Here is a 25,215-nt window from a genome sequence, read left to right as displayed (position 1 = left end):
GTGCGGCCGGTGGCTCATGCTCTAAACGTCGTTCGCTTGCGGCGTATCGGGAACACAGCACCCCCTGTAGGTAGTTGGATGGAGGGTGAACGCCCTGCTCTCGGGGAACGTCTCTGCTATAGAGCGTGTCAGCGGTTCGCCGAGCCAGGGCTAGCATGCGGGAGGACGGGACCGGATTTACCGGCCTGACTGACCGCTCTGTGAGGAGCGACGAGATGTTCGAGAGGTTCACCGACCGAGCGAGGCGGGTTGTCGTCTTGGCCCAAGAAGAGGCCAGGATGCTCAACCACAACTACATCGGCACTGAGCACATTCTTCTTGGCTTGATCCATGAAGGTGAGGGCGTAGCCGCCAAGGCTCTGGAGAGCCTCGGCATCAGCCTTGAGGGTGTGCGCCAGCAGGTCGAGGAGATCATCGGCCAGGGCCAATCGGCTCCGTCGGGGCACATTCCGTTCACCCCGCGGGCCAAGAAGGTTCTTGAGCTGTCGCTCCGTGAGGCTTTGCAACTGGGCCACAACTACATCGGCACCGAGCACATCCTGCTCGGGCTCATCCGCGAGGGTGAGGGTGTGGCTGCCCAGGTGCTGGTCAAGCTTGGAGCCGATCTCAACCGTGTGCGGCAGCAGGTCATCCAGCTGCTCCACGGCTACCAGGGCAAGGAGCCGGCCGCCGCGGGTGGCCCGCAGGAGTCCGCGCCGTCCACGTCCCTGGTGCTCGACCAGTTCGGCCGCAACCTGACCCAGGCGGCCCGCGAGGGCAAGCTGGATCCGGTCATCGGCCGTGAGAAGGAGATCGAGCGGGTCATGCAGGTCCTCTCCAGGAGGACCAAGAACAACCCCGTTCTCATCGGCGAGCCCGGCGTCGGCAAGACCGCCGTCGTCGAGGGCCTGTCACAGAAGATCGTCAAGGGTGAGGTGCCCGAGACGCTGAAGGACAAGCAGCTCTACACGCTTGACCTGGGCGCGCTCGTGGCCGGCTCCCGCTACCGCGGTGACTTCGAAGAGCGCCTGAAGAAGGTGCTCAAGGAGATCCGCACCCGAGGCGACATCATCCTGTTCATCGACGAGCTGCACACGCTCGTGGGCGCGGGCGCCGCCGAGGGCGCGATCGACGCCGCCAGCATCCTCAAGCCGATGCTGGCCCGCGGCGAGCTGCAGACCATCGGCGCCACCACGCTCGACGAGTACCGCAAGTACCTCGAGAAGGACGCCGCGCTGGAGCGCCGCTTCCAGCCGATCCAGGTGGCCGAGCCGTCGCTCAGCCACACGATCGAGATCCTGAAGGGTCTGCGCGACCGCTACGAGGCGCACCACCGCGTGTCGATCACCGACGACGCGCTGGTCGCCGCCGCGCAGCTGGCCGACCGCTACATCAGCGACCGCTACCTTCCCGACAAGGCGATCGACCTCATCGACGAGGCCGGTTCCCGGATGCGCATCCGCAGGATGACCGCTCCGCCGGACCTGCGCGAGTACGACGAGAAGATCGCCAACGTCCGCCGCGACAAGGAGTCCGCGATCGACGCGCAGGACTTCGAGAAGGCGGCTGCCCTCCGCGACCAGGAGAAGCAGCTCCAGCTCAAGCGCGAGCGCCGGGAGAAGGAGTGGAAGGCCGGCGACATGGACGTCGTGGCCGAGGTCACCCAGGAGCTCATCGCCGAGGTCCTGGCCACCGCCACCGGCATCCCGGTCTTCAAGCTGACCGAGGAGGAGTCCCAGCGCCTGCTCCGCATGGAGGACGAACTCCACAAGCGGATCATCGGCCAGGACGACGCCATCAAGGGCCTGTCGCGGTCCATCCGGCGTACCCGTGCCGGTCTGAAGGACCCGCGCCGTCCCGGCGGCTCGTTCATCTTCGCCGGCCCCTCGGGCGTCGGTAAGACCGAGCTGTCCAAGGCTCTGGCGGAGTTCCTCTTCGGCGACGAAGACGCTCTGATCATGCTGGACATGTCGGAGTTCATGGAGAAGCACACCGTCTCCAGGCTGTTCGGCTCCCCGCCCGGCTACGTCGGGTACGAAGAGGGCGGCCAGCTGACCGAGAAGGTGCGGCGCAAGCCGTTCTCCGTGGTCCTGTTCGACGAGATCGAGAAGGCCCACCCCGACATCTTCAACTCGCTGCTGCAGATCCTGGAAGACGGTCGCCTGACCGACGCCCAGGGCCGGGTGGTCGACTTCAAGAACACGGTCATCATCATGACCACCAACCTCGGCACCCGCGACATCTCCAAGGGCATCGGGGTCGGGTTCGCGAAGTCCAACGACGCCGAGTCCAACTACGACCGGATGAAGTCGAAGGTCCAGGAGGAGCTCAAGCAGCACTTCCGGCCCGAGTTCCTCAACCGTGTCGACGACATCGTGGTCTTCCACCAGCTCACGCCGAAGGAGATCATCCAGATCGTCGATCTGATGCTCGCCCAGGTGAGCGAGCGGCTGAAGGACCGCGACATGGGGCTCGAGGTCTCGCCCGCCGCCAAGCAGCTGCTGGCCGACCGCGGCTACGACCCGGTGATGGGCGCCCGTCCGCTCCGTCGTACGATCCAGCGCGAGCTGGAGGACTCCCTGTCGGAGAAGATCCTGTACGGCGAGCTGCGTCCCGGCCAGGTGATCAAGGTCGACATCGAGGGCGAGGGCGACAACGCCAAGTTCGTCTTCGTCGGCGAGACCGCCTCGCGCGTTCCCGACTCGGCGGCCGCGATCGCGGAGCCGATCCAGAACTAAGCGCTGGGTTTGCCAGGGCCCGCGTGGGATCCCCACGCGGGCCCTGCTGCGTGTTCAGCCACCGTCGCCCCGGCCGGTCCCTTGGGCGGCGGTCCCCCGGTCGGCGGTCCCTCGGGGCGGTCTCTCGGGCGGCGGGTTCTTGGGCGGGTTCTCGGGGCGGTCTCTCAGTCGGCGACCTCTCGAGGGCGGTCTCTCGGGCGGCGGTCTTTGGGGGCGCCATTCCTCCCGCCTTGCGGACGTTTCTCCCCGAGGTTCCCCGTCTTGCCGACCTTTCGGTTCGCAGGTGCTCACCCAGCGCCGGTCCGACGCCTGCGCCCAGCGATGGAGTGCCCGAGCCTGGGGTGTGTGGGTTATCACTCCCCTCCGTTGGGGAGGGGAGCGAAGTCCTGCTGGGCGGCGCGCCTGCGACGGGCGGGACCCCGTGACCACGGGGGCGCCAGACCGGCTTGCCGTACAGGGAGGGAGAGGCCGCGGGGCGGCGGACCGGCTTGCCGTACGGGGAGGCGGGCGGAGAGGCGGACCGGCCTGCCGTACGGGAAGAGGGCGGAGAGTGTGCGGGGCGGGGGGCCGGCTTGTCGAACGGGGGCGGAGAGGGCGCGCCGGGCGGGCGGGGATGGGTCGCGTTACTGGGGTGGGCATCGGTTTGATGTCAGATTGGTGACTCCAGGTTGGGTTCGGCTATACCGCCACGAGAAGTAGTACTACAATCCGTAGAGCAAAGCACGCCAAGTCCCGCACAAGTGACCCACAAGAAGGCGTCCCTAGGTTGGGGCTCATCCCTGAGGCGTAGTCGGAAGTCAACTCAGGGCGGACGCGGAGGCCCCGGTCCGGCGGGCAAGCTCGGCACACGTCCGAGCGACGGACACAACACCCAGTGCAAGCCGTGGAGGAAGCCGATGCGCCTGCGTCACGATGACGGAACGCTCGTTCACTTGGCGTACAACGCCGGCGTGCACCCCGCGGAGGACCTCGAGAACCTCATCGCCCACCTGACCCGCTACGCCGTCCCGGTGCGCAAGCGCCTGGGCGTCGACCGGATGGGCGTCGGGCTGTGGCTGTCGCCCACCGTGGCCGACCACCTGATCGCCGACCGCATCGAGCTGGTACGGCTGCGCCGCTCCCTCGAGGAACGCGGTCTCGAAGTGGTCAGCCTGAACGGCACCGGCGGCCGCAACCAGGACGTGCCGGGTCCCGACTGGGCCAAGCCCGAGCGCTACCGCTACACGATGGCGCTCGCCAAGATCCTCGCCTTCCTCCTGCCGGAGGACGTGCGGTTCGGCAGCATCTCCACCATCCCGATCGGCTGGCGCCGCGACTGGCCCGCCGACCTGCACGCCATCGCGACGCGCAGGCTGGAGCGGCTGGCCCGCGAGCTGCGCGGCATCCACAGCGTCACGGGCAAGACGATCCGCGTGGGGTTCGAGCCGTGGCCGGGATGCGTCCTCGAGACGACCGAGCAGGCCGTCGAGCGGGTGGGCGGCATCGACTCCGAGCATCTCGGCGTCTGCCTCGACGCCTGCCACCTGGCCTGCGGCGGCGGCGAGGAGCCCGGCGCCGCGCTGCGCGGGCTCGCCGAGGTCGGGGCGCCGGTGGTCAAGCTGGGACACGTGCACAACCACACCGACACGGGCGCGGTTCTGCACGACACGTTGACGGCGATCCTGTCGGGCGCGGTCAACGGCACGGCGCACATCGAGGTCGAGACGCACAACCTGGCGGTGCCGGGACGTGCCAAGGGGCCGGGGGCGCTGGTGTCGATGCTGGCCGAGGAGCTCGACTGGGCCCGCACGAACCTCACCTCGCTGGGCCTCCAGCTCGCCGCCTGACCTCTCTCCTCTCCACCGCGCCCTGGAAACGCCGGCCCCGGGACGGCGGGCGGCCCAGGAATGCCGACCCCAGGGGGGCGGGCGGCGGCTCAGGAACGCCGACCCCGGGACGGCGGGCGGCCCAGGAATGCCGACCCCAGGGGGGGCGGGCGGCGGCCCAGGAAGGCTGACCCCGGGATGGCGGGCGGCGGCTCAGGAACGCCGCCGACCCACAGGGCGGCGGGCGGCGGTCCCGGACACCGACCCCAGGACGGCGGGTCCAGGCTTGAACCGTGCCCTGGGCCCGAGGCGGGGGCGTACCCCTGGGCGGGTCAGGTGGGCAGGCGGTAGGTTCCGTCGTCCAGGACCTCGGCCAGGCCGTCGGTGATCAGCCCGTCGAGCGCCCGCTCCCGCTGGACCGGCTCGTCCCACACCGCGTCGAGCGCCGTCTTGGGCACCGGCCCGTGCGCCGCGCGCAGCACCGCGAGGAGACGGCCCCGGCATTGCCGGTCGGTGCCGTCGTAGGTCTGCCCCTTGCGTGCCTGGCCGGGCGGCTTCCCGGCGAGCCGCCAGGCGCACTGCGTGATGATCGGGCAGCGCTCGCACTGGGGGCCGCGGGCCGTACAGACCAGGGCGCCGAGCTCCATGACCGCCACGCCCCAGACGGGCGCGCCCACGGCGGGGAGGAGGTCCTGGGCGAGGCGGCGTTCGGCGGCGGTGGTGGCGGCCGGTGGGTACTCCTCCGCGCGGACGGCCCTGCCCAGCACGCGGCGGACGTTGGTGTCGAGCACCGGATGGCTGCCGCCGAAGGCGAAGCTCGCCACGGCGGCGGCGGTGTACTCGCCGATGCCGGGCAGCGAGAGCAGCGTCGCGTGGTCGGACGGCACCGATCCGCCGTGCTCCGTGGTGATCGCCCTGGCGCAGGCGTGCAGGCGCAGCGCCCGGCGCGGGTAGCCGAGGCGGCCCCAGTGGCGTACGGCTTCGCCGGGGGGTTCCGCCGCGAGGTCGGCGGGGGTGGGCCAGCGCTCCATCCACTGCTGCCACACCGGCAGGACGCGCACGACGGGCGTCTGCTGGAGCATGATCTCGCTGACCAGGATGCCCCAGGGGGTGGCGTCCTGGCGGCGCCAGGGGAGATCGCGGGCATTGTCGGCGTACCAGTCGAGAATCGGCTCTCGTAGGAGGTTCGGGTCGGCCACCCGCTCAGACTAGTGGGTTACGGCGTGTCGTCACTCTGCGTGCACGGCGGCTTCAGCATCCTGGGGGTATGGAACCGGATACCCTGCGCGGCGTCCCTGGGGATGTCTACTGGCGGCGGCGTATGACCGTACTTGTCGGGGTGCTGGTCGTGGTGGCCTTCGTGGCGTGGGCGTGTTCGGCCACGGGTGGGCCCGAGCACGCGTCGAACGCCGGGAAGCCCTCGCAGCCCGGGGTGGAGCAGGTTCTGGCGGGGTTGCCCTCCGTGACGGCGACGCCGACGCCGCAGCCGTCGAAGACGCGTGTGACGCCCTCCGCCGCACCCTCGCCCAAGCCCACCCCGGCACCGCCGGTGCGCAGGGCGGGCCTGCCGTGCGAGGAGAAGGACATGGTCCTCAATCTGGAGCAGCGGCAGGAGGTCTATGCGGCGCAGGCTCGTCCCACCTTCATGCTCACCCTGGTGAACACCGGCCCGGTCATGTGCACCGCGGACGTGGGGCCGCGGGCGATGGAGATCCGCATCACATCGGGCGACGACCGGGTGTGGTCGACGGCCGACTGCGTGAGCGGCGAAGGCGTCGAGGTCCGCAAGCTGGAGCGCGGCATCCCGTACGTCCACAGCCTCGAATGGGACCGGCGCCGCTCGGGCGTCGACTGCTCGGGCACGCGGGCCGGCGCGCTGCCCGGCACGTATGTCGCGGTGGTGCGCAAGGGTGGCCTGCGCAGCCCGAAGGCGGTCTTCCACCTCCGCTAGGGCGGGTCAGACGTAGCGTTCGAGGATGCTGGACTCGGCCAGCCGCGACAGGCCCTCGCGCACGCTCCTGGCCCGCGACTCGCCCACGCCGCCGACCGCCTGCAGGTCGTCGACGCTGGCCGCCAGCAGCTTCTGCAGCCCGCCGAAATGGTCGACCAGCCGGTCGACGACCGTCGCGGGCAGCCGCGGAACCTTCGCCAGCAGCCGGAACCCGCGCGGGCTGACCGGGCTGTCGAGCGTCTCGTTCGCCCCGCGCCCCAGCACCCGCGCCACCGCGGACAGGTCGAGCAGCTCGCTCGCCGACAGCGCGTCGAAACCGTTGAGGACGTCGGTGACCTTGCGCTTGGTCCGCGTCACCGACGCGGGAAGGTAGTCGCGCACGATCAGCTCGCGGTCGGAGTCGACTCCGGCGACCAGCTCGTCCAGCTGCAGGGACAGCAGGCGGCCGTCGGTGCCGAGCTCGACGACGTAGCCCTGGATCTCCTCGGAGATCCGGCGCACCATCTCCAGGCGCTGGGCGACGGAGGCCACGTCGCGGACCGTGACCAGATCCTCGATCTCCAGCGCCGACAGGGTGCCGGACACCTCGTCGAGGCGGTGCTTGTAGCGTTCGAGGGTGGCCAGGGCCTGGTTGGCCTTGGACAGGATGGCCGCCGACTCCTCCAGGACGTAGCGGATGCCGTCGAGGTAGAGGGCGATGATCCGCATCGACTTGCTGATCGCGATGATGGGGAAGCCGGTCTGCCGGGCGACGCGCTGCGCCGTACGGTGCCTGGTGCCTGACTCGTCGGTGGGGATGGCGGGGTCGGGCACGAGGTGCACCGCGGCCCGCACGATCTTGTGATCGTCGCTGCGCAGCACGATCGCGCCGTCCATCTTGGCCAGCTCGCGCAGCCGCGTCGCGGAGAACTCCACGTCCAGCTCGAACCCGCCGCTGCACAGCTCCTCGACCACGCTGTCGTAGCCCAGGACGATGAGCCCGCCCGTCTGGCCGCGCAGAATGCGCTCCAGACCGTCTCTCAGTGGAGTGCCCGGGGCAACCGAGGCGAGGGCTGTGCGACGACGGTCGTCAAGACTCCTGTCGTTTGCCACCTGACCCCCGTGTCCTAGTCAAAATCCAGCTTACCGGCCAACCTGTGTGCCGTACCCGTAGTCTCATGAACCCCATCCTCATCCGGACGTCGTCTCGGATGGACAGGTCGTTCCCGCAGGACGACCCGCCTTCGTCGCCCTGCCGCCGCCGGTCAGGGGGGTCCCGCTCCGGGTCCGTCCCGCTCCTGCCCGTACGGCACGCCGACGACAGGCCACCGTGGTCCGCCGGTCCCGCGCCGTCCATCACGCTACTGCGGGCCCACGGGGCCGGGCGCCGTCACGTCGGATCGTGCGGCCGCCCTTCTCCTGCCCGTGTCGCGCGCTTTCATTTCCTTTACCGACGTCGCGGCACATGACGGTGGCCCCCCGACCGCGTAGTCGTTATGCAACCGTTGCGGGACCGGCGGCCGGCTGGGCGGGGTGATCAGGTGACGTGGGTGAGGGCGTCCCAGACGTTCTCCGCCTCCATCACCTCGAACCCTGGAGCGAACGCGACCGGCCCCACCGGGACCAGCGCGCGCTGCTCACCCGGCCGGCGGCGGCTGCCGCCCTCCTCCAGCGAGCCCCGGGGCACCAGCGCCCGCTTGAACCCCAGCCGCGCGGCCTCCGACAGCCGGCGGCGGACGTCGCGCACCGGCCTGAGCTCGCCCGCCAGCCCCACCTCGCCCAGCGCGACGAGCCCTTGCGGTAGCGGCTTGTCGCCCGCCGCGCTGGCCACGGCGAGCATGACCGACAGGTCGACGGCGGGGTCGGCGAGCTTGATGCCGCCGACGGTGGCGGTGAAGACGTCGCAGCCGCCCAGCCTGGCGTTGAGCCTGCGCTCGAGGACGGCCAGGATCATCTGCACCCGGTAGGGGTCGAGGCCGGAGGAGGTGCGGCGCGGCTGCTGCGCCTCGGTGCGCGCGACCAGCGCCTGGACCTCGGCGGGCAGCGGTCTGGTGCCCTCGACGGTGACGGTGACGCAGGTGCCGGGCACCGGCTCGCTGCGGCGCGAGACGAACAGGCCGCTGGGGTCGGTGATGCCCTCGATGCCGCGGTCGTGGAGGTCGAAGCAGCCGACCTCGTCCGTCGGGCCGAACCTGTTCTTGATCGCGCGGACCATGCGCAGCCTGGAGTGGCGGTCTCCCTCGAAGCTGAGCACCACGTCGACCAGGTGCTCGAGGGTGCGGGGGCCGGCGATCGAGCCCTCCTTGGTGACGTGGCCGACCAGGACGGTGGCCATGTTGCGCTCCTTGGCCAGCCGGACGAGATTGGCGGCCACCTCCCGCACCTGCGTCACGCCGCCAGGGACGCCCGTGGCCTGCGCGGAGCCGACCGTCTGCACCGAGTCGACGATCAGGAGCTGCGGCTGGACCTTCTCCACATGGGTCATGAGCGCCGACAGCTCGGTCTCGGCGGCGAGGTAGAGCTTGTCGCGGATCGCCCCGATGCGGTCGGCGCGCAGCCGGACCTGGGCGGCCGACTCCTCGCCCGTGAGATAGAGGACGGTGGTCCACTCGGCGATGCGGGCGGCGGCCTCCAGCAGGAGCGTGGACTTGCCGATGCCCGGCTCGCCCGCCAGCAGCAGGACCGCGCCCGGCACCAGCCCGCCGCCGAGGACGCGGTCGAGCTCGCTCACGCCGGTCGGGCGGGCGGTGGCGATCTCCGCCTTGACGTCACCGATGGGTACGGCGGGGCCGCTGGTGGCGCCGGGCTGCACCACGTGGACCCCCGCTCGGGCGCCCTCCTCGTCGACCGTGCCCCACGCCTGGCACTCGCCGCACCTGCCGACCCACTTGGTGGTGCGCCAGCCGCACTCGGCGCAGCGGTAACCGGGCTTCTGTGCGGTCTTCGGTGCCATGCGGAGCAGGCTAGCCTGCGTGGCCGACAATCGGCCGCAGCCGGGATGCGGCGGCCTCGGGCGCTGTCACGGTGACCAGGCGTTCCGGACGTCCTGCGGAGCCGTGTCCGAGGCTCGTCGTGGAGAGGCGGCCGGGGTCAGGAGAGGCCGAGCTCGGCTTCCAGCATGCGCTTGGGCTTCGCGCCGACGACCTGCTTCACCGGCTCGCCGTTCTCGAAGAGCAGCAGGGTGGGCAGGCCCATCACGCCGTACCTGGTCATGATCTCGGGGTTCTCGTCGGTGTTGAGCTTGCCGATGGCCAGCCCGTGCTCCGCCTCGATCTGGTCCAGGACGGGCGCCACCATCCGGCAGGGTCCGCACCACTCCGCCCAGAAGTCCACCAGGACCGGCTCGGAGCTCTTGAGCACGAGCTCCTCGAAGTTCTCAGTCGTCAGCTTGATCATGCCTTCTCCTTCGCGAAACATCCGGTGCAGGCCTGGGTGAGCTGTCCTGCCACCTCCGCACGCCTGGCCAGCAGGACGCCGATCTCCTCGTCGATCTGGGCCAGCTTGCGCCGGTAGACGGCGACGGACTCCGCGCACGCGCTGCCCGAGGCGTGACCCGCGCGGAGGCAGTCGACGAACGGGCGGGCGTCCTCGAGCGTGAACCCCACCGTGAGCAGCTGGCGGATCTCGCTGACCAGCTTCACGTCCGAGAGGGAGTACTCGCGGTAGCCGTTCGCTCCCCTGCGGGCGCTGAGGAGCCCGTGCTTCTCGTAGTAGCGCAGGGAACGAGCGCTCACACCTGTCCGTTCGGCCAGCTCTCCGATCCGCATGCCACAACGGTAAACGTTGACGTCAGTGTCAAGGTCAAGCGGCCCGAAACGCCGCCATCGGACGACCGGTCGCCCACCGCGCCGGTCAGAAGTAGCGCCAGCGCAGGACGTTCGGGTAGGCCAGCTCCACTCCGGTCGTCTCCCGGATCGCCTCCTCGGCCACCTCGGGCGCGAACTCGATGCGCAGCACCGCCTCGAGGTCGGCCCGGCGCTCGAAGACCATCCGCAGGTCCAGCTCGGCGCGCTGCCATCCCTGCCGGGACCAGAAGTCCTCCACGGCGCCGGGCGAGTACGCCGGCACCGTGCGCTGGAACCACCTGCCGAAGGCGCCGCGCGTGGCGTCGAGGTCGATCACGAACGCCGCGCCGCCCCGCCGTACGACGCGGGACAGCTCGCGCAGCCCCGGTTCGCAGCCGGGGCCGAAGAAGTAGGCCCACCGGGCGACGGCCACGTCGACGCCGGCGTCGGGCACCGGCAGCGCCTGCGCGGTGGCCGCGTGGACGGACACGTTGGCGAGGCCGTCGCAGCGGCGGCGGGCCAGGCCGACGAGGTCGCCGTGGGGTTCGACGCCGATCACCCTGGCCGCTGTGGCGGCGAAGGACGGCAGGTGGTAGCCGCTGCCGCAGCCGATGTCGAGCACGGTCGCGCCGTCCCAGGGGCGGATCGCCCGCATCGCCGCGTCGGCCGCGCCGTCGGGGTCGACCGCGCGGTTCTCCAGCTCGTAGATCGCGGGGGTGTTCCAGATGTTCGGGCTGGGGATGGCTCCGGTGGCGACGCGCGGCATGCCCCCACGGTACGGCCTCGCGCGTAGGCTGGCAGCGTGGCAGATGTCATCCGCGTGCCCAATGCGAAGATCGCATTGTCCACTGCTTCGGTATATCCGGAACGTACCCCCGACGCCTTCGAGCTGGCCGCCCGCCTCGGCTACGACGGTGTGGAGATCATGGTGGGGGCCGACCCCGTCAGCCAGGACATCGACGTCATCGAGCGGTTGTCGGACCACTACGAGATCCCCGTCCTCGCGATCCACGCGCCCTGCCTGCTGGTGACCCAGCGCGTGTGGGGCCGCGACCCGTGGGCCAAGCTGCTGAAGGCGCAGAAGGCCGCCGAGCGGCTCGGCGCGCGCACGGTCGTGGTCCACCCGCCGTTCCGCTGGCAGCGTGACTACGCCCGCGACTTCGAGAACGGCCTGGCGAGGATGCGCGACGAGACCGACGTGGTCTTCGCGGTGGAGAACATGTTCCCCCTCAAGGCGCGAGGCAACGACGTCGTGCCGTACTCCCCCGACTGGAATCCGATCGACTACGCCTTCCCCCAGGTCACCCTCGACCTGTCGCACACGGCGGTCTCGGGCTCCGACGCGATGGAGATGGCGGTGAAGCTCGGCGACCGGCTCGCGCACCTGCACCTGGCCGACGGCGTCGGCGTGCCGAACAAGGACGAGCACCTGGTCCCCGGCAGGGGCAACCAGCCGTGCGCGCAGGTCCTCGAACGGCTGGCCAACACCGGCTTCGACGGGCTGGTGGTGCTGGAGATCAACACGCGCAAGGCGTCCAGCCGTACGGAACGGATCGACGATCTGGCGGAGGCCCTGGCCTTCGCCAGGCTGCACCTCGCGGCGTCTAGATGAGCGGGCCGCGGGGGAAAGTCCTCTCATGAGTGTCACTGGCCCCTCTCGCGCGCTTGGCAGGGTGTTCGACCGGGTCGCCGACGCCTACGACGCGGGCCGCCCCGGCTATCCGGGTGAGCTGTTCGACGCGCTCACGGAGCTGTCCGGCGTCGCGCTGGCGGGTGCGACGGTGGTCGACGTCGGCGCGGGCACCGGCATCTCGGCGCGTGCCCTGCGGGATCGCGGTGCCCGCGTGGTGGCCGTCGACCCCGGCCGCGAGATGCTGGCGCGGCTGATGGCGCGCAACCACACGGACAGGCAACACGCGGACAGGCAACACACGGCCGGGCAACACACGGCCGGGCACCACGCGGACGGGAATCACACGGACGGGAACCACGCGGACGGTGTCCACGCGGACGGTGTCCATGCGGATGGTGACGGCGGGCAGGTGGCGCGGGGTGTCGTGGTGGCCGTGCAGGGGGACGGCAACGCCCTGCCCCTCAGGGACGGCGGCGCCGACCTGGTGACCTACGCCCAGTCGTGGCACTGGCTCGACCCCGACGTCTCGATCGCGGAGGCGCGGCGCGTGCTGCGCCCCGGCGGGAGGGTCGCCGCCTGGTGGAACACCACCGACGCCGCCAGTGCCGACTGGCTGGCCGCCTACGAGGTCCGCCTGGCGGAGGCGTGCGCCGCCTACTGGGGTCCGGCGCGACCCGAGTGGAACATGCCGAAGATCGCGGAGGCGCTGCCGGTCGAGGAGCGCTGGCTGCGCTGGACGCGCCGGGTCGCCGTCGACGCCTTCCTGCTCGACCTGCGCTCCCACTCCTACATGGCGACGATGCCCGCCGAGGCCGCCGACGAGCTGGTCGCCCTGCAGCGCGCCGAGCTGCTGCGGGTCTTCCCCGACGGCGTGCTCACCGTCCCGATGCGCGTCTACCTGGCGGTCGGCGGATGACGGTCAAGCGCCGGACGGGACGCAGGCCGGGCGCCTCGGACACGCGTGGCGACATCCTCACCGCGGCCAGGCAGGTGTTCGCCGAGAAGGGGTTCGACAAGGCGACGGTCCGCGGCATCGCCCGCGAAGCCGCGGTCGACCCCGCCCTCGTGCACCACTACTTCGCGACCAAGGAGGGCTTGTTCGTCGAGGCCATGCGGCTGCCCATCGATCCCGACGACGTGCTGGGCCGGTTGCTGGACGGCCCGCGCGAGGAGGTGGGCGAGCGGCTGGTCCGGCTGATCCTCACGGTCACGGCCGACGCGCAGGCCAGGGAGCCCGTGCTCGCGCTCATGCGGTCGGCCATGACCAACGAGCAGGTGGTGCTCATGATGCGGGAGTTCATCACCAACGCGCTGCTGTACCGGGTGGCCGATGGTCTGGGCATCTCGCACCTGCGGATGGAGGCCGCGTTCGCCCAGCTCATCGGGGTGGTGCTGGCGCGTCACGTGCTCAGGCTCGAGCCGGTGGCCTCGGCTGATCTCGAGGAGCTGGTGGAGCTGGTCGGTCCTGCCGTACAGCGCTATCTGGCCTCGTAGAGCATCGTTCTACTATGGTCGCGGTGCCGTACCGACCAAAAGTTACCCGTCGGTAGGATAGTGGGCAGCCAACGCAGTCTGTGGGAGGACACGTGCTCTGGGTCGCCATCATCGGGCTCGCGATGACCGTGGCAGCGGTCGCCGTCGCGGGCCGCCGGACACTGTTCCTGTTCAAGCTCGCCACGGTGGGCCCACCCGCGCCCGAGCGCGTCCAGTACGCCAAGGACAACGTGGGCACCGAGGTCAAGGCGCAGCTCGTCGAGGTCTTCGGGCAGAAGAAGCTGCTGAAGTGGACGCCTTCGGGTGTCGCGCACTTCTTCGTCATGTGGGCCTTCTTCATCCTGCTGACCGTCTACATCGAGGCCTACGGCGCGATCATCCAGGGCGCGATCACCGGCCGGCCTGACTTCCACATCCCGCTCATCGGGCAGTGGTCGGTGCTGGGCTTCCTGCAGGACTTCATCGCGGTGGCCTGCGTGCTCGGCCTGATCGCGTTCGCGGCGATCCGGATCAAGAACTCCCCGAAGACGCTGGGCCGCAAGTCGCGCTTCTCCGGCTCGCACCTCGGTGGCGCGTGGCTCGTGCTGTTCATGATCTTCAACATCATCTGGACGCTGTTCCTCGCCCGCGGCGCGGCGGCGGCCAACGGCAACCTCCCCTACGACGGTGGCGCGTTCGTGTCGCTGGCCCTGGGCGAGGTGCTGCTGGCCAGCTCCCTGCTCGAAGAGATCGCGCTGCTGCTGCACATCGGCTTCATGCTGGTGTTCCTCGTCATCGTGGTGAACTCCAAGCACCTCCACATCTTCACCGCGCCGCTGAACGTGCTGTTCTCGCGCCGGCCCGACGGGCTCGGCGGCGCGCCGGAGCTGCGCGTCGACGGCAAGCCCGTCGACTTCGAGGACGAGGACCTCGACCCCGAACGGCTGGGCCGCGGCAAGATCGGCGACACCACCTGGAAGGGCTTCCTCGACTTCTACTCCTGCACCGAGTGCGGCCGCTGCCAGTCGCAGTGTCCCGCGTGGAACACCGACAAGCCGCTGTCGCCGAAGATGCTCATCCTCGACCAGCGTGACCACGCCTTCAAGGTCGCGCCGTACCTGCTGCAGGGCGACACCAGCCACGCCGACACCGACGTGCTCGCGCTGCTGGAGAAGCCGCTGGTCGGCGAGGAAGGCGTCATCCACCCGGACGTGCTGTGGTCGTGCACCAACTGCGGCGCCTGCGTCGAGCAGTGCCCGGTCGACATCGAGCACATCGACCACATCCTCGACATGCGCCGCTACCAGGTGATGGTCGAGTCGTCGTTCCCGTCCGAGGCGGGCGTGATGGTGAAGAACCTGGAGAACAAGGGCAACCCGTGGGGCATGTCCGAGATGAAGCGGGCCGACTGGATCGCGGAGCTCGACTTCGAGGTCACGCTCATCGACGAGAAGATGCCCGAGGACACCGAGTACCTGTTCTGGGTCGGCTGCGCGGGCGCCCTGGAGGACCGGGCGAAGAAGACCACGAAGGCCGTCGCCGAGCTGCTCCACATCGCGGGCGTGAAGTTCGCGGTGCTCGGCCCCGCCGAGGCGTGCACCGGTGACCCGGCCCGCCGCCTGGGCATGGAGTTCCTGTTCAACATGCTCGCCCAGCAGAACATCGAGACGCTGAACGAGGCGGGCGTCAAGAAGATCGTCGCGACCTGCCCCCACTGCTTCAACACCCTCGCCAACGAGTACCCGCAGCTCGGCGGCACCTACGAGGTCGTGCATCACACCCAGCTGCTGGCCAAGCTCGTGGACGAGGGCAAGCTCACCCCGATCACCCCGATCGAGGAGAAGATCACCTACCACGACCCGTGCTTCCTCGGCCGCCACAACAAGGTCTACAGCCAGCCGCGCGACATCATGTCGAAGGTCCCCGGCGTGCAGACCCAGGAGATGCACCGGCACAAGGACAGGGGCTTCTGCTGCGGAGCCGGTGGCGCCCGCATGTGGATGGAAGAGCGCATCGGCAAGCGCATCAACACCGAGCGGGTGGACGAGGCGCTGACCACGAACCCGGACACCGTCTCCACCGCCTGCCCGTTCTGCATGGTGATGCTCGGCGACGCGATCAACGAGAAGAAGAACAACGGCGAGGCCAAGGAGACGCTCGAAGTCGTGGACGTGGCCCAGTTGCTGATCAAGTCAGTCAAGGGCTGAGTCGGAAGTCCGCAACACCCTGTGTTGCGGACTTTCCCATGTCAGACGCGCGACGAAGCCGAAAACCTTTCTCCACATAACGGGAAAATCACGGTAACCTCAACGTCGCATGGCTTCATTCGACGGGGAGGGGGCTGCTGATGCGCGTCGTCGTGACGGACGCGGAAGTCACCCTGGCTGACGTGCTCTCCCTGCGACTCGCCATCGAAGGGCCGCTGGACCCGGGCACCAAACTGGTGCTGCGCCACCGCGCGACAGGCGTGGAACGGGAGGTCGCGCTCGCCACGACGGCGGTGCGGGCGCGTGACGCCACGCTCGCGGTCTCCCTCGCGCCGCTGACCCTGGGGGCCGGCCGCTGGGACACCTACCTGCGGCAGGAGGACGGCAGGAGCCGCATCAGGAGCGTCGACCCCGGCTTCTCCCTCGACCATCTCGACACCTACGCGCTGTCGAAGCGGACCGTCGCCTACCGGGCCTACCGCACCAGGAACGGCTACCTCGCGCTCAGGGTCTCCGACGCCGAGCCGGCCGCGGAGGTGCGGGCGGTCTGGTTCAGGGAGGGCCGGTTCGAGGTGACGGGCCTGCTGGCCTACACGGGGCTCGACGACGACGACTCCAGGCACGAGGCCAGGATCGCCCTGCGCCGCAGGCAGCCCGCCCCGGTCAAGGACCCTCCCGGGGACGGGAAGGACGCCGCGACCGTGGCCGCCGCCGCGACCGTGCAGGGGGTGCGCTTCCACGCCGCCGTCTCGCTGGTCGACGTGGTCGCCGCCGACCCCGAGGGCGTGGGGACGTGGGAACCGTCGCTGGAGGTGGAAGGCGTTCCCCGCCCGCTGCGGCTGGCCTCCCGGCTCGACGACGTGGACGGCAAGCGCGGCCGCCTCCACTACCCGGCGATGCGCGTGGACGGCGTGCCCGTCCGGCCCTGCTACACCGCCGACGACGAGCTGCGGATCGAGGTGGGCGTGTGAAGGTCAGCTTCGTGCTCCCCTCCGCGTACGGCATGCGCGGCGACGTCCGCTCCACCCTCAACCTGGCCTCCGACCTGGCCGAGCGGCACGAGGTCGAGGTGATCAGCGTCAGGCGGCAGAAGGAGAAGCCGTTCTTCGCCGTCAGCGGCAAGGTGCGGATGCGCACGCTCGTCGACGCCAGGCCGGGCGCCAGGCATCTGCTGCCGCGCGGTCAGATGCGCACGGAGGTGGCGCTGTGGCGGTTGCTTCGCACGCTCAAGAGTGACGTTCTGGTCACCACCCGGCCACCGATCAGTGTCCAGGCGGCCAGATACGCGCCGAAGGAGACGCTCAAGATCGCGCGGGAGTGGGGGCGGCCTGCCGTACCGGGGCCGGTGCAGCGGTTCTACCCGCGGCTCGACGCGGTGGTGACGGCCACGGACAGCGGGCGGGCGGACTGGGAGCGGCTGCTGGGCGCCGCCCCCGCCGTCCTCACGGTGCCCGACGCGCTGCCCGGCGGGCTGTGGCCGCGGTCGAGGATGGACAACAGGATCGTGGCCACCGGCGGGCGCTGGGTCGCCACCCGCGCCTACGACCGGTTGATCAGGGCGTTCGCGATCGTGGCCGACAAGCGGCCCGACTGGCGGCTGCGGCTGTACGGCGGCGGCCCGGAGGAACGCCGGCTGCGTGACCTGGTGCGCGACCTCGACCTGCACAACCACGTCTACTTCATGGGGACGACGCCCGACCTGGCGGGGGAGTTCGCCAAGGCGTCCATCGTGGCCACCACCTCGCGGGCCGAGACGCTCGGGATGGCGGTCCTGGAGGCGATGGGCTGCGGCGTGCCGGTCGTCGGCTTCGACGGCGCCCGCGGCCCGGCCGAGTACATCATCACCGGCTACAACGGCGTCCTCGTGCCCGACGGCGAGATCGAGATGTACGCAGCGGCGCTGCTCACGCTGATCGACGACGACCGCAGGCGCAGGTCGCTCGCCGCGGGAGCGCTCGACACCGCTTCCCGGCACTCGGCGGACGCGGTCGCGACGCTCTGGGAAGAGCTGATCGCCGAACTGCGCTGACTGGGTACCTTTGATGCATGCATGGGTACAGCGGAGACAAGCAGGCCTATCTGACCCGCCTGCGGCGTATCGAGGGTCAGATCCGGGGCCTGCAGCGCATGGTGGAGGACGACGCCTACTGCATCGACATCCTCACCCAGGTCTCGGCGGCCACGCGGGCGCTTCAGGCGGTGGCGCTCGGGCTGCTGGAGGAGCACATCTCCCATTGCGTGACCGACGCGATCAACACCGGCGGGCCGGAGGCGGAGGCGAAGGTCAAGGAGGCGTCCGCGGCGATCGCGCGGCTCGTTCGTTCGTGACTAGTCATTCCGGGCTTCGGTGAACCATCCGAAAAACCGTGTCCCGGACCCCGCGGGAGTCCGGGACTAGGTCAATGTGATGGTCTTCAGCGGCTCGCCGAAGTCCGCAATCCGAGCGCGTCGTCGAGCTCATCCAAGGTGAGCCGCCGTTCACTGATGGCTACGGCGGACAGAACCTCGGCGTAGAGCGCAATCTCGTCCAACGCGACACGGTCGTGAACCCGAGAGTCCAGGTCGTCGTGCCCCACCGCGTCGTCCTTCCTTCCGCAGCCCACACCCTCTTCGAGGTTACGGCGGAGGCTCTTCTGGCGACATGGCCCATCGGGGTCATTCCTTGCGGCGCCATCCTGCCCCCACAAGGATCATTTCCCGAAACCGAGATCACAATTCGGCGAATACCGTTCCAAGAGTGATATTTACCGAGTAAGGGTGAAATAGCGAGATTAGTGGTTTAGATGGGGATCGTCGCGCTCATGGATCAACCTGTGCACGATCGCGGCGGCCCCGGGGAAACCGCGCTCGGGCACCGGCGTACGGGTCAGCCGGCACCACGCCAGCCCCGCCGCGTAGGCGGCGCCCAGCACCGCGGCCGCGCCGTCCCTGGTCGGCGGTACGGCGTCGAGCCAGCGGGGGCCCACCTCGAACCCGTCGGGCTCGGTCTGCTCGCCGCGCGGCGCGGCCAACTGGACGCGGAGCGCGTGGCGCAGGCGATGATCCAGCCAGGCGACCACGGTCGGCAGGCCCTCGGGGGCGTCGGCGTGGTCGGCGGCGAGCAGGGCGGCGGCCGTCCGGTGCGGATCTGACGAGAAGGCCACGGCCTCCAGGAGGTCGCCGACCGTGTGGCGGAAGTGCTCGCCCGGGTCGGTCTCGGCCAGGACGGCACGCGCCAGGTGCTCGGGCACCCTGGACAGCCAGGCCCGCCGCAGGGCCTTGTCGGCGGCGGCCCCGTTCCGGGTCGCCGCCTCCTCGGCCGCGGCCCCGCCCACGCCGCCCTGAGCGCCGCCCACGCCGCCCTGAGAGGCCCCGCTCGGTGTCCGGGAGCCGGCTGTGGCGCTGGCTTCCCGCCAGGGGCCGGTCGCGGCGCCGGCTCCACTCCAGGAGCCGGTGGTGGGGCCGGATCCATGGTTTGCGCCGCCCGTCCCGCCGTGGGAGCCGGTTTCGCGCGAGGGGCCGGTTTCGCGCGAGGGGCCGGTCATGGCGCCCGTTTCGATCCACGCGCCTGTCGCGGGGCCGGTTCCGTGCGCTGGGCCGGTCGTCCCGCTCTGGGAGCCGGCTGTGGGTCCGGCTGTGGGGCCGGCTGTGGGGCCGGCGTCCCGACAGGGGCCCGTTGTGACGCCCGTTTCGATCCAGGGACCGGTCGTGGTGTCCGGATCGCGCCAGGAGCCTGTCCGGCCGCTCGGATCGCCCCAGGAGCCAGGTGCGGCCCCTTCCGTGGTCGTGGGCGGCGGCTGGTGGAGGCCGGAGGGCACGGCGCCCTGGTATCCGGGCGCGCTCCCGCCCGCGGTGGAGCGCCAGGCGGCCGGGGGCGGGCCGCCCGTGCCATGGCCCGCGGCGTGCGGGAAGCCGCCGGTGGACCCCACGGAAGGCGGTGGAGGGAAGGCGCCGGTGGTCCCGACGGGAGGCGGTGGTGGGAAGGCGCCGGTGGTCCCGACGGGAGGCGGTGGTGGGAACGACCCGGTGGCGGGCCCGTACGGCGCGGCGGCCCCGTGCGACCCGCCTGGCCCGTGAGATGCGCCTGGCCCGTAGGGCGCGGCGGCCCCGTGAGGCTCGCCTGGCCCGTGAGGCCCGCCTGGCCCGTACGGCGGGGCGGGGGTCGGGCGGGGCAGGGGGCCCGTGGCCGTCTGGTGGTCCAGGGAGGGGTTGCGCAGCGCCGGCTCCAGCATCGCGATGAGCGCCTCGGCCCGGGGACGGAAGCGCGCGTCGGCGCGCAGGATCCCCGCAGTGTCGGCCATGAGGGCGGCCAGGCGCAACGCCGATCGGGGAGCGCCGGCGCGGACGCGCTCGCCGTACAGGGTGACGAGGGACTTCAGCGGCGGGGACGGCAGCCAGCGCACCCACTCGTCGCCCGGCAGCGGGCGGCCCAGGTACTCGCCGAACACCGAGAGGAGCTGCTCGTTGCCGTCGAAGGCGGGCGCGTAGGCGCACCACATGATCGCCGCCCAGATCGCCGCCACGGTGCTCGGCACGTCGCTCGCGAAGACGTCGCGGAAGGAGGTCAGCGGGTAGTCGTCGACCGAGCGCCTGCCGTTCGCCCTGACCAGCGCGCGGATCTCCGCGGTGAGCGCCGGCGGCACGTCGGGGCCGACGAAGGCCTGGCTGGACCAGCGTCCGGCGGCGAAGTCGGGGCCGGTGGGCACCAGGTGCGGCAGCAGGACGCCGGTGTGGCGATCGAGGCGGGCGGGGCTGTTGCGGGGCGGCGCCGACAGGTGCCAGCGGCCGTCGCCCGGGTCCTGGAGGTACCAGCGGGCGTGCGCGCCGAAGATCCACCTGCCGCCGTCGGGTGTGGCCAGGGCTCGGGATGCGATGGCGTTGGCCCTGGTCGGGAGGGGGAGTGTCGCCCAGCGCGGGTCTGAGACCATGGCGCGGACGTCCGCCTCGATGGCCGTGAACCGCATGGCGGCATCGTAGCCCGACGCCGCGACGCGCAAGAATGTCCCATTATGAGAGCCAAGATCGCGGTGTCCCTGCTTGCCGCCTGTGCCCTGGCCGGGTGCGGCACGGCGGCGTCGAGCCGGCCTCCCGCGCCGAAGGCGCTCACCGCGGCCGACGTGCGCGCCCCGGACCCAGGCGGCGAGGTGGGCTCGGCCTCCAGCGAGTTCTCCAGCGCCGCCGAGCTCGCCGTCTGGAGCCAGCTGAGCGACACCCAGGGCGACCCGGACCGGCTCGCCAAGCTCGACGTGGACGGCACCGCGAAGGGTGCCCTCTACCTGGAGCCCACGACCTCCACCTGGTTCGACGCCTTCCGCGGCCCGTTCGTCTACCAGGAGCTGGCCGGCGACATCGTCCTGCACACCAGGCTCAAGGTCGAGGGCAGGAAGGGCGGCACGCCCCGGCGCAAGTTCTCCCTCGGCGGCGCGATGCTGCGCGTGCCGCGGTCCAACGACAAGCCGAACTGGATCTCGGTCACCACCGGCACGGGGGACAAGGCCGAAGGGGTGGAGTTGAAGGAGACCGTGGACGGCGCCTCCAAGCCGAAGGAGGTGCGGGTCGGCGCCGGCTGGACGGAGCTGATCCTCGCCAGGACGGGCGCCGTCGTGTCCGCGCTGTACAAGGAGGACGGCGGCACGTGGAAGGTCGGACAGCGATGGCTGCGGCCCGACCTGCCGAAGGTGCTGGAGTGGGGCGTGACCGGCTACACCGACTGGGACGGCTACGGCGCGCTGAAGAAGGACGCCGCCAAGGCCAACGCCACCAGGACGATCAAGGGCAGGCCTGACCTCAGGATGACCGTCGACTACGTGCGCTTCCTGCGGCCCGCCACGCCGGAGGCGGACCTGATGAAGGCCCCTGACGACGTGCTGATCAAACTGCTGAAGCCCGCCGGTGCCTGAGCGCCTTGGCCATGTACCGGTCGGGGGTCTGCGCGAAGCTCGCCCTGTCGTCGTCGGTGAGCTCGCGGACCACCCTGCCGGGCACGCCCGCCACGAGCACGCCTGAGGGGATCTTCTTGCCGGGGCCGACCAGCGCGCCGGCCGCGACCAGGCTGCCCGCCCCGATCCGGGCGCCGCCGAGCACGATCGCGCCGATGCCGATCAGCGCGCCGGTCTCGACGTGGGCGCCGTGGACCATGGCCTTGTGGCCGAGGCTCACGCGTGGTTCGAGTACGGCGGGCTCGCCGGGGTCGGCGTGCAGGCAGCACAGGTCCTGAACGTTGCACTCCTCGCCGACCTCGATGCGCTCGTCGTCGCCGCGCAGGACCGAGCCGTACCAGATGTTGGCTCCACGGCTTACTGTGACATTCCCGACGACGACCACGCCCGGCGCGATATATGCGTCTGGGTGAATGTCAGGAATTGCACCGTCATCCAGGGCTGCGATGTACATCTTGACCATCGTAGTGGCCGCGTCCTGAGAGGATCGTGCCTGGCCGGCTCGGCGGCATCTGAGCAGGCGCACAGCGCGCGTTTCCCATCAGGATTCTCCGGGCAGGTATGGCGTTCGGGTTGCGGACTTGGGCAGATGGCAGGAAAGTCGTCTCCTGACACGTCGTTGTCGGACCCTCACAAACCGCAAGCTCCCCACCTAGGTACTCCTCATGACAAACCAGCACGAGAGCTTTCCCGACCTGATGCAGGAAGACGTCTTCGAAACCGTCATGCGCGGCTACAGCCGCCGTCAGGTGAACGACTATGTGATCCGCTCCCGCAACCAGATCAGGGATCTGGAGGAGCGGCTGGCACGAGCGATCGACCAGGCGGAGCAGGGCCGTGCCGAGCTGGCCGAGGCCAGACGCCGGATGGTCGAGGCGCCGCAGAGCTACGACGACCTCAGCCCGCGGCTCGCCCAGATCCTCAAGCTGGGCGAGGAGGAGGCGGCCGCCAAGCGGGAGGACGCCGAGACCGAGGCCAGAAGGGTGCGCGAGACGGCCACCATGGAAGCCGAGCGGATGGTCTCCTCGGCGCGTGAGACCGCCGACAACATCCTGACCAGCGCGCAGGCCGAGGCCGAGCGCCGGGTGGGCGAGGCGACCGGTGCGGCCGAGCGCATGCTGGCCCAGGCGGGCGCGGACGCGGAGGAGACGTTGACCACCTCGCGGGCCGAGGCGGAAGAGGCGGTGCGCGTGGCCCACGCCGAGGCCGACAGGATGCTCACGGCGGCCAGGGCGGAGGCGGAGCAGACCGTCGAGGGCGCGCGGCAGGAGGCCGAGTCCACGGTGACGGCGGCGCGGGCCGAGGCCGAGGCGACGCTGGCCGCCGCCCAGGGTCAGGCGCAGGCCGCGCTCTCCGCCGCCGAGCAGCGCGTCAACGCGCTCGACGAGCACGCGGGACGGCGGGTCACCTACCTCACCGACACCCACGGCGAGGTGGTCAGGCGCCTCAACGAGATCACCTCGGTGCTCGGCGACCTGATGCGCAGGGAGAACGCGGCGGGGCCGCTGATCCCGATGCTGGAGCCCGCCGTCGAGCCGGTGGTCGAGCCCGCGGCCGAGGAGGTCGACGAGGTGCGGGTGATCGTCGAGGACGAGCCGGCCGACGCGGTGGAGGAACAGCCCCAGGTCGCTCCGGTCTCCGAGGACACCGACGTCAATCTGGGCACGCTGGCGCACAAGTAGCGGCGCGCGCCGGCTCACGTCCCCCTCGGCGGGCGGGGCCGGGAGAGAAAGCCGGGGCGGAAGCCCCCGCCCCCGATAGGGTCGGAGACTTCCGCGCCTGGGGGCCCGGTGCCGGAGCCGCCGAGACGCTGAACCCGGCACCGGGCTGCTCGTGGCCTCGGGACGAGGCCGGGGCGCGTGCCGTGGATCCCCCGCCTAGAACGATCCACAGCACGCGCGCTAAGGGGCGGGCCCTGCCCGCCTCTCCTGATCCCTCAACTGTTCGCGGAGGCCCTCAGGGTCGTCGGCGTCGATGGTCATGGCACATCCCGCGTCGCGCTGCTCCGCGCTCAGCGGGTGGTGCCGGGTGGCCCACCAGCGGCCCGCGTCGCTCCGCCAGATGGTCCAGTGGGGGTACTCCAGGGCGATCTCGGCGAGATGCCGGTCAAAGGACATCTGGTCACCCTTTCCGGGTCCCCACTTCCGCTTCCTCTTAGAAGGTGCGCCACATCTCTAGAGAAATCAATGATCGCAGGGGACAGGTCAACCTATCGCTTGACAAATCAGCTTGACCTACGCGTCGAAGTCGTACTGGAGTACGTAGGACGCGGAGTCAAGGACCATCTCGTTGTATTCGACGGGCAGGCCACCCGCGGTGTAGGCGGTCCTGGAGATCACGATCACCGGAGTGCCCGCGGGCAGTTCCAGCAGGCCCGCCTCCCCGGGCTGCGGCATGCGGGCGCGCACCTCCTCGGTGAAGTGCGCGGGTGGCAGGCCGAGGTCGCGCAGCCGGGCGTAGACGCCGCCGGGCCCGGTGTCCGGCAACGTGATCGCGCTGCCCTCCACCAGGTCGGCCGGAAAGTAGGACGTGGCCAGTTGGACGGGCCGGGCGTCGACCGAGTACCGGCGGCGCCTGATCCACACCTCGGTGCTGTCGAGGACGCCGGCGGTCGCCTCGTCGGCGCGCCCGCGGGCCACCTCCACCGCGTCCACGGTGAAGGGGCGGCCGCGGGTGTCGGCGTCCCAGATGGCCCGTCCCTGACCCCACTGCTCGCGGGACAGGCGTCGTGATCCGTGCCTGCGGATCGGCTTGAACTGTCGGACGTAGACCCCAGAACCTCGCTTCGGCACCGCCAGCCCTTCATTGATCAGCACGGCCAGCGCCTGTCGGGCGGTGGCGCGAGCGATTCCGTGTTCTGCCATGAGCGCGTTCTCGCCCGGTAGTCGCTCCCCGTCACGCAGTTCGCCGGACAGGATCCTGGCGCGCAGGCCGTCGGCGATCCGTCGATAGATCGGGGGCTCCTGAGGTACCGGGGATTCAGACACGTTTGATCACCCTCTGTCACCAACCAGGTTTGGCGTCTCCAGAGAACTTGCCCCGCCTTGTCCACGATCGCACAGATACGCAGGATGGTCCCGAGCTTCTTTTGAGTGGATCGTGCCCGTGTGGTGACCGTCGCGAGTTTTCGCGGGCCGTTACTGTGGAACGGTCCTGGCCACTATCTGGACCCCCACCAGCGGCGAGTAATCAGCGCGGCAAGAATCGCCCCCACCGTGTTGATCAAGACGTCGTCGATCGAGGAGTAGCGGCCGAGGCGCAGGCCGTACTGCAGCAGTTCGACGGTCGTGGAGGCGGCCGCCGCCACGGCGGCCACGCGGGCCGGGCTCGCGAAGCGGGCCGACCGGACCGGAAGCAGCGCACCCAGGCAGGCGAAGACCAGCAGGTTGCCGCCGACCTGCACGAACACGGTCGCGGGAGGCGCGGAGGCGATCCAGGTCAGGTCGGCGAACGGCACGAGATTGACGCCGCTCCGACCGCCTGCCGGGGTGAGGATCATCCAGATCCAGGGGGCCGTGCCCGCGACGATGCCGACGTCGGCGACGGCGGTGCGGGCCGGAGCGGGGTGCCCGCGCCTGCGGCGCGCCCGGGTGAGCGCCAGCGCCGCCAGGACGGCCAGCGGAACCCCCAACAGCCCCGCGATGATGACATGTCCCCATAAATCCCAGGTTTGGCCCACGGGGCAATAATGCAGGTACGGAAAAGTGTCCGAAAGGGCAGCCAAATATCGGCGGGTGTGGGACAAGT

General features: G+C 70.7%; 24 protein-coding genes. 12 read left to right on the top strand and 12 right to left on the bottom strand.

Features of this window, described 5'->3' with window-relative positions; all coding sequences use genetic code 11:
- Positions 1-215 precede the first annotated feature (215 nt).
- Complete coding sequence (locus ACWDLG_RS20220; protein ID WP_354909412.1) at positions 216-2,717, top strand: ATP-dependent Clp protease ATP-binding subunit; 2,502 nt, start codon at positions 216-218, stop codon at positions 2,715-2,717.
- Positions 2,718-3,649: 932 nt separating this feature from the next.
- On the top strand, positions 3,650-4,543 hold the full coding sequence (locus ACWDLG_RS20215; protein WP_449921967.1) for a TIM barrel protein: 894 nt from the start codon (positions 3,650-3,652) through the stop codon (positions 4,541-4,543).
- Positions 4,544-4,854: 311 nt separating this feature from the next.
- On the opposite strand, the gene ACWDLG_RS20210 is transcribed toward ACWDLG_RS20215, so the two are convergent.
- Entirely contained in the window at positions 4,855-5,721 is an 867-nt protein-coding gene (locus ACWDLG_RS20210; RefSeq protein ID WP_449921966.1) for an A/G-specific adenine glycosylase, read from the bottom strand.
- A 68-nt stretch (positions 5,722-5,789) separates the two neighbouring features.
- On the opposite strand from ACWDLG_RS20210, the gene ACWDLG_RS20205 reads away from it, so the two are divergent.
- Positions 5,790-6,473, top strand: a complete 684-nt coding sequence (locus tag ACWDLG_RS20205; protein ID WP_449921964.1) for a hypothetical protein — start codon at positions 5,790-5,792, stop codon at positions 6,471-6,473.
- A gap of 6 nt (positions 6,474-6,479) precedes the next feature.
- Here the strand turns inward: ACWDLG_RS20205 and disA are convergent, their stop codons facing one another.
- The 5 genes from disA to ACWDLG_RS20180 all read right to left on the bottom strand — a co-directional run bounded on the left by disA (position 6,480) and on the right by ACWDLG_RS20180 (position 11,003).
- Positions 6,480-7,565, bottom strand: coding sequence for a DNA integrity scanning diadenylate cyclase DisA (gene disA / locus ACWDLG_RS20200; protein ID WP_354909421.1), 1,086 nt, complete (start codon positions 7,563-7,565; stop codon positions 6,480-6,482).
- Positions 7,566-7,989: 424 nt separating this feature from the next.
- Positions 7,990-9,405 carry a DNA repair protein RadA gene (gene radA, locus ACWDLG_RS20195; RefSeq protein WP_449921962.1) on the bottom strand — a complete coding sequence of 472 codons (1,416 nt, stop codon included), beginning with the start codon at positions 9,403-9,405 and terminating at the stop codon, positions 7,990-7,992.
- Positions 9,406-9,542: 137 nt separating this feature from the next.
- Positions 9,543-9,848, bottom strand: a complete 306-nt coding sequence (gene trxA / locus ACWDLG_RS20190) for a thioredoxin (RefSeq protein WP_449921960.1) — start codon at positions 9,846-9,848, stop codon at positions 9,543-9,545.
- Positions 9,845-10,219 (bottom strand): MerR family transcriptional regulator, encoded by a 375-nt coding sequence (locus ACWDLG_RS20185; protein ID WP_354909427.1) that lies wholly within the window; start codon positions 10,217-10,219, stop codon positions 9,845-9,847. Before ACWDLG_RS20185 ends, trxA begins: the two co-directional genes overlap by 4 nt.
- An 85-nt stretch (positions 10,220-10,304) precedes the next feature.
- Positions 10,305-11,003 carry a class I SAM-dependent methyltransferase gene (locus ACWDLG_RS20180; RefSeq protein WP_449921957.1) on the bottom strand — a complete coding sequence of 233 codons (699 nt, stop codon included), beginning with the start codon at positions 11,001-11,003 and terminating at the stop codon, positions 10,305-10,307.
- A gap of 36 nt (positions 11,004-11,039) precedes the next feature.
- Between ACWDLG_RS20180 and ACWDLG_RS20175 the strand changes: the two genes are divergently transcribed.
- From ACWDLG_RS20175 to ACWDLG_RS20145, 7 genes are all read left to right on the top strand, one after another.
- Positions 11,040-11,849 carry a sugar phosphate isomerase/epimerase family protein gene (locus ACWDLG_RS20175; RefSeq protein ID WP_449921955.1) on the top strand — a complete coding sequence of 270 codons (810 nt, stop codon included), beginning with the start codon at positions 11,040-11,042 and terminating at the stop codon, positions 11,847-11,849.
- A 25-nt stretch (positions 11,850-11,874) separates the two neighbouring features.
- A complete protein-coding gene (locus ACWDLG_RS20170) occupies positions 11,875-12,786 on the top strand; it encodes a class I SAM-dependent methyltransferase (protein ID WP_449921953.1) in 912 nt (303 codons plus the stop codon).
- A complete protein-coding gene (locus tag ACWDLG_RS20165; protein WP_449921952.1) occupies positions 12,783-13,364 on the top strand; it encodes a TetR/AcrR family transcriptional regulator in 582 nt (193 codons plus the stop codon). Before ACWDLG_RS20170 ends, ACWDLG_RS20165 begins: the two co-directional genes overlap by 4 nt.
- Positions 13,365-13,456: 92 nt before the next feature.
- Positions 13,457-15,550, top strand: a complete 2,094-nt coding sequence (locus ACWDLG_RS20160; protein ID WP_449921951.1) for a (Fe-S)-binding protein — start codon at positions 13,457-13,459, stop codon at positions 15,548-15,550.
- Between the two features lie 140 nt (positions 15,551-15,690).
- Entirely contained in the window at positions 15,691-16,521 is an 831-nt protein-coding gene (locus tag ACWDLG_RS20155) for a hypothetical protein (RefSeq protein WP_449921949.1), read from the top strand.
- Positions 16,518-17,579, top strand: coding sequence for a glycosyltransferase (locus ACWDLG_RS20150; RefSeq protein WP_354909444.1), 1,062 nt, complete (start codon positions 16,518-16,520; stop codon positions 17,577-17,579). Before ACWDLG_RS20155 ends, ACWDLG_RS20150 begins: the two co-directional genes overlap by 4 nt.
- Positions 17,580-17,596: 17 nt before the next feature.
- Positions 17,597-17,878, top strand: a complete 282-nt coding sequence (locus ACWDLG_RS20145) for a metal-sensitive transcriptional regulator (protein ID WP_183653791.1) — start codon at positions 17,597-17,599, stop codon at positions 17,876-17,878.
- 86 nt (positions 17,879-17,964) lie between these two features.
- On the opposite strand, the gene ACWDLG_RS20140 is transcribed toward ACWDLG_RS20145, so the two are convergent.
- Entirely contained in the window at positions 17,965-18,126 is a 162-nt protein-coding gene (locus ACWDLG_RS20140; protein ID WP_354909446.1) for a hypothetical protein, read from the bottom strand.
- Positions 18,127-18,321: 195 nt separating this feature from the next.
- Positions 18,322-20,493, bottom strand: coding sequence for a hypothetical protein (locus ACWDLG_RS20135; protein ID WP_449921945.1), 2,172 nt, complete (start codon positions 20,491-20,493; stop codon positions 18,322-18,324).
- Positions 20,494-20,538: 45 nt separating this feature from the next.
- On the opposite strand from ACWDLG_RS20135, the gene ACWDLG_RS20130 reads away from it, so the two are divergent.
- A complete protein-coding gene (locus tag ACWDLG_RS20130; protein ID WP_449921943.1) occupies positions 20,539-21,429 on the top strand; it encodes a hypothetical protein in 891 nt (296 codons plus the stop codon).
- Here the strand turns inward: ACWDLG_RS20130 and ACWDLG_RS20125 are convergent.
- Positions 21,401-21,922 (bottom strand): gamma carbonic anhydrase family protein, encoded by a 522-nt coding sequence (locus ACWDLG_RS20125; protein ID WP_354909453.1) that lies wholly within the window; start codon positions 21,920-21,922, stop codon positions 21,401-21,403. The two genes, ACWDLG_RS20130 and ACWDLG_RS20125, sit on opposite strands and share 29 nt — an antisense overlap.
- Before the next feature lie 211 nt (positions 21,923-22,133).
- Here ACWDLG_RS20125 and ACWDLG_RS20120 point away from each other — a divergent pair, with 211 nt between their 5' ends.
- A complete protein-coding gene (locus tag ACWDLG_RS20120) occupies positions 22,134-23,150 on the top strand; it encodes a DivIVA domain-containing protein (RefSeq protein WP_354909455.1) in 1,017 nt (338 codons plus the stop codon).
- A 219-nt stretch (positions 23,151-23,369) separates the two neighbouring features.
- Here ACWDLG_RS20120 and ACWDLG_RS20115 read toward each other — a convergent pair whose 3' ends face one another.
- From ACWDLG_RS20115 to ACWDLG_RS20105, 3 genes are all read right to left on the bottom strand, one after another.
- Complete coding sequence (locus tag ACWDLG_RS20115) at positions 23,370-23,585, bottom strand: hypothetical protein (RefSeq protein WP_354909456.1); 216 nt, start codon at positions 23,583-23,585, stop codon at positions 23,370-23,372.
- Positions 23,586-23,702: 117 nt separating this feature from the next.
- On the bottom strand, positions 23,703-24,455 hold the full coding sequence (locus ACWDLG_RS20110) for a GntR family transcriptional regulator (RefSeq protein ID WP_354909459.1): 753 nt from the start codon (positions 24,453-24,455) through the stop codon (positions 23,703-23,705).
- A gap of 173 nt (positions 24,456-24,628) precedes the next feature.
- On the bottom strand, positions 24,629-25,147 hold the full coding sequence (locus ACWDLG_RS20105) for a VanZ family protein (protein WP_449921941.1): 519 nt from the start codon (positions 25,145-25,147) through the stop codon (positions 24,629-24,631).
- Positions 25,148-25,215 lie beyond the last annotated feature (68 nt).

Source organism: Nonomuraea sp. NPDC003727, assembly GCF_053586935.1.
Note: the sequence above shows the minus strand (reverse complement) of the source record. Positions and strands in the feature narration are given on the sequence as shown.

Coding starts and splice junctions, on each gene's coding strand:
- ACWDLG_RS20115 (WP_354909456.1), bottom strand. CDS start 23,585: ATGTCCTTTGACCGGCATCTCGCCGAGATCGCCCTGGAGTACCCCCAC.
- ACWDLG_RS20205 (WP_449921964.1), top strand. CDS start 5,790: ATGGAACCGGATACCCTGCGCGGCGTCCCTGGGGATGTCTACTGGCGG.
- ACWDLG_RS20120 (WP_354909455.1), top strand. CDS start 22,134: ATGACAAACCAGCACGAGAGCTTTCCCGACCTGATGCAGGAAGACGTC.
- ACWDLG_RS20125 (WP_354909453.1), bottom strand. CDS start 21,922: ATGTACATCGCAGCCCTGGATGACGGTGCAATTCCTGACATTCACCCA.
- ACWDLG_RS20220 (WP_354909412.1), top strand. CDS start 216: ATGTTCGAGAGGTTCACCGACCGAGCGAGGCGGGTTGTCGTCTTGGCC.
- trxA (WP_449921960.1), bottom strand. CDS start 9,848: ATGATCAAGCTGACGACTGAGAACTTCGAGGAGCTCGTGCTCAAGAGC.
- ACWDLG_RS20185 (WP_354909427.1), bottom strand. CDS start 10,219: ATGCGGATCGGAGAGCTGGCCGAACGGACAGGTGTGAGCGCTCGTTCC.
- ACWDLG_RS20130 (WP_449921943.1), top strand. CDS start 20,539: ATGAGAGCCAAGATCGCGGTGTCCCTGCTTGCCGCCTGTGCCCTGGCC.
- ACWDLG_RS20170 (WP_449921953.1), top strand. CDS start 11,875: ATGAGTGTCACTGGCCCCTCTCGCGCGCTTGGCAGGGTGTTCGACCGG.
- ACWDLG_RS20165 (WP_449921952.1), top strand. CDS start 12,783: ATGACGGTCAAGCGCCGGACGGGACGCAGGCCGGGCGCCTCGGACACG.
- ACWDLG_RS20145 (WP_183653791.1), top strand. CDS start 17,597: ATGCATGGGTACAGCGGAGACAAGCAGGCCTATCTGACCCGCCTGCGG.
- ACWDLG_RS20155 (WP_449921949.1), top strand. CDS start 15,691: ATGCGCGTCGTCGTGACGGACGCGGAAGTCACCCTGGCTGACGTGCTC.
- radA (WP_449921962.1), bottom strand. CDS start 9,405: ATGGCACCGAAGACCGCACAGAAGCCCGGTTACCGCTGCGCCGAGTGC.
- ACWDLG_RS20135 (WP_449921945.1), bottom strand. CDS start 20,493: ATGCGGTTCACGGCCATCGAGGCGGACGTCCGCGCCATGGTCTCAGAC.
- ACWDLG_RS20180 (WP_449921957.1), bottom strand. CDS start 11,003: ATGCCGCGCGTCGCCACCGGAGCCATCCCCAGCCCGAACATCTGGAAC.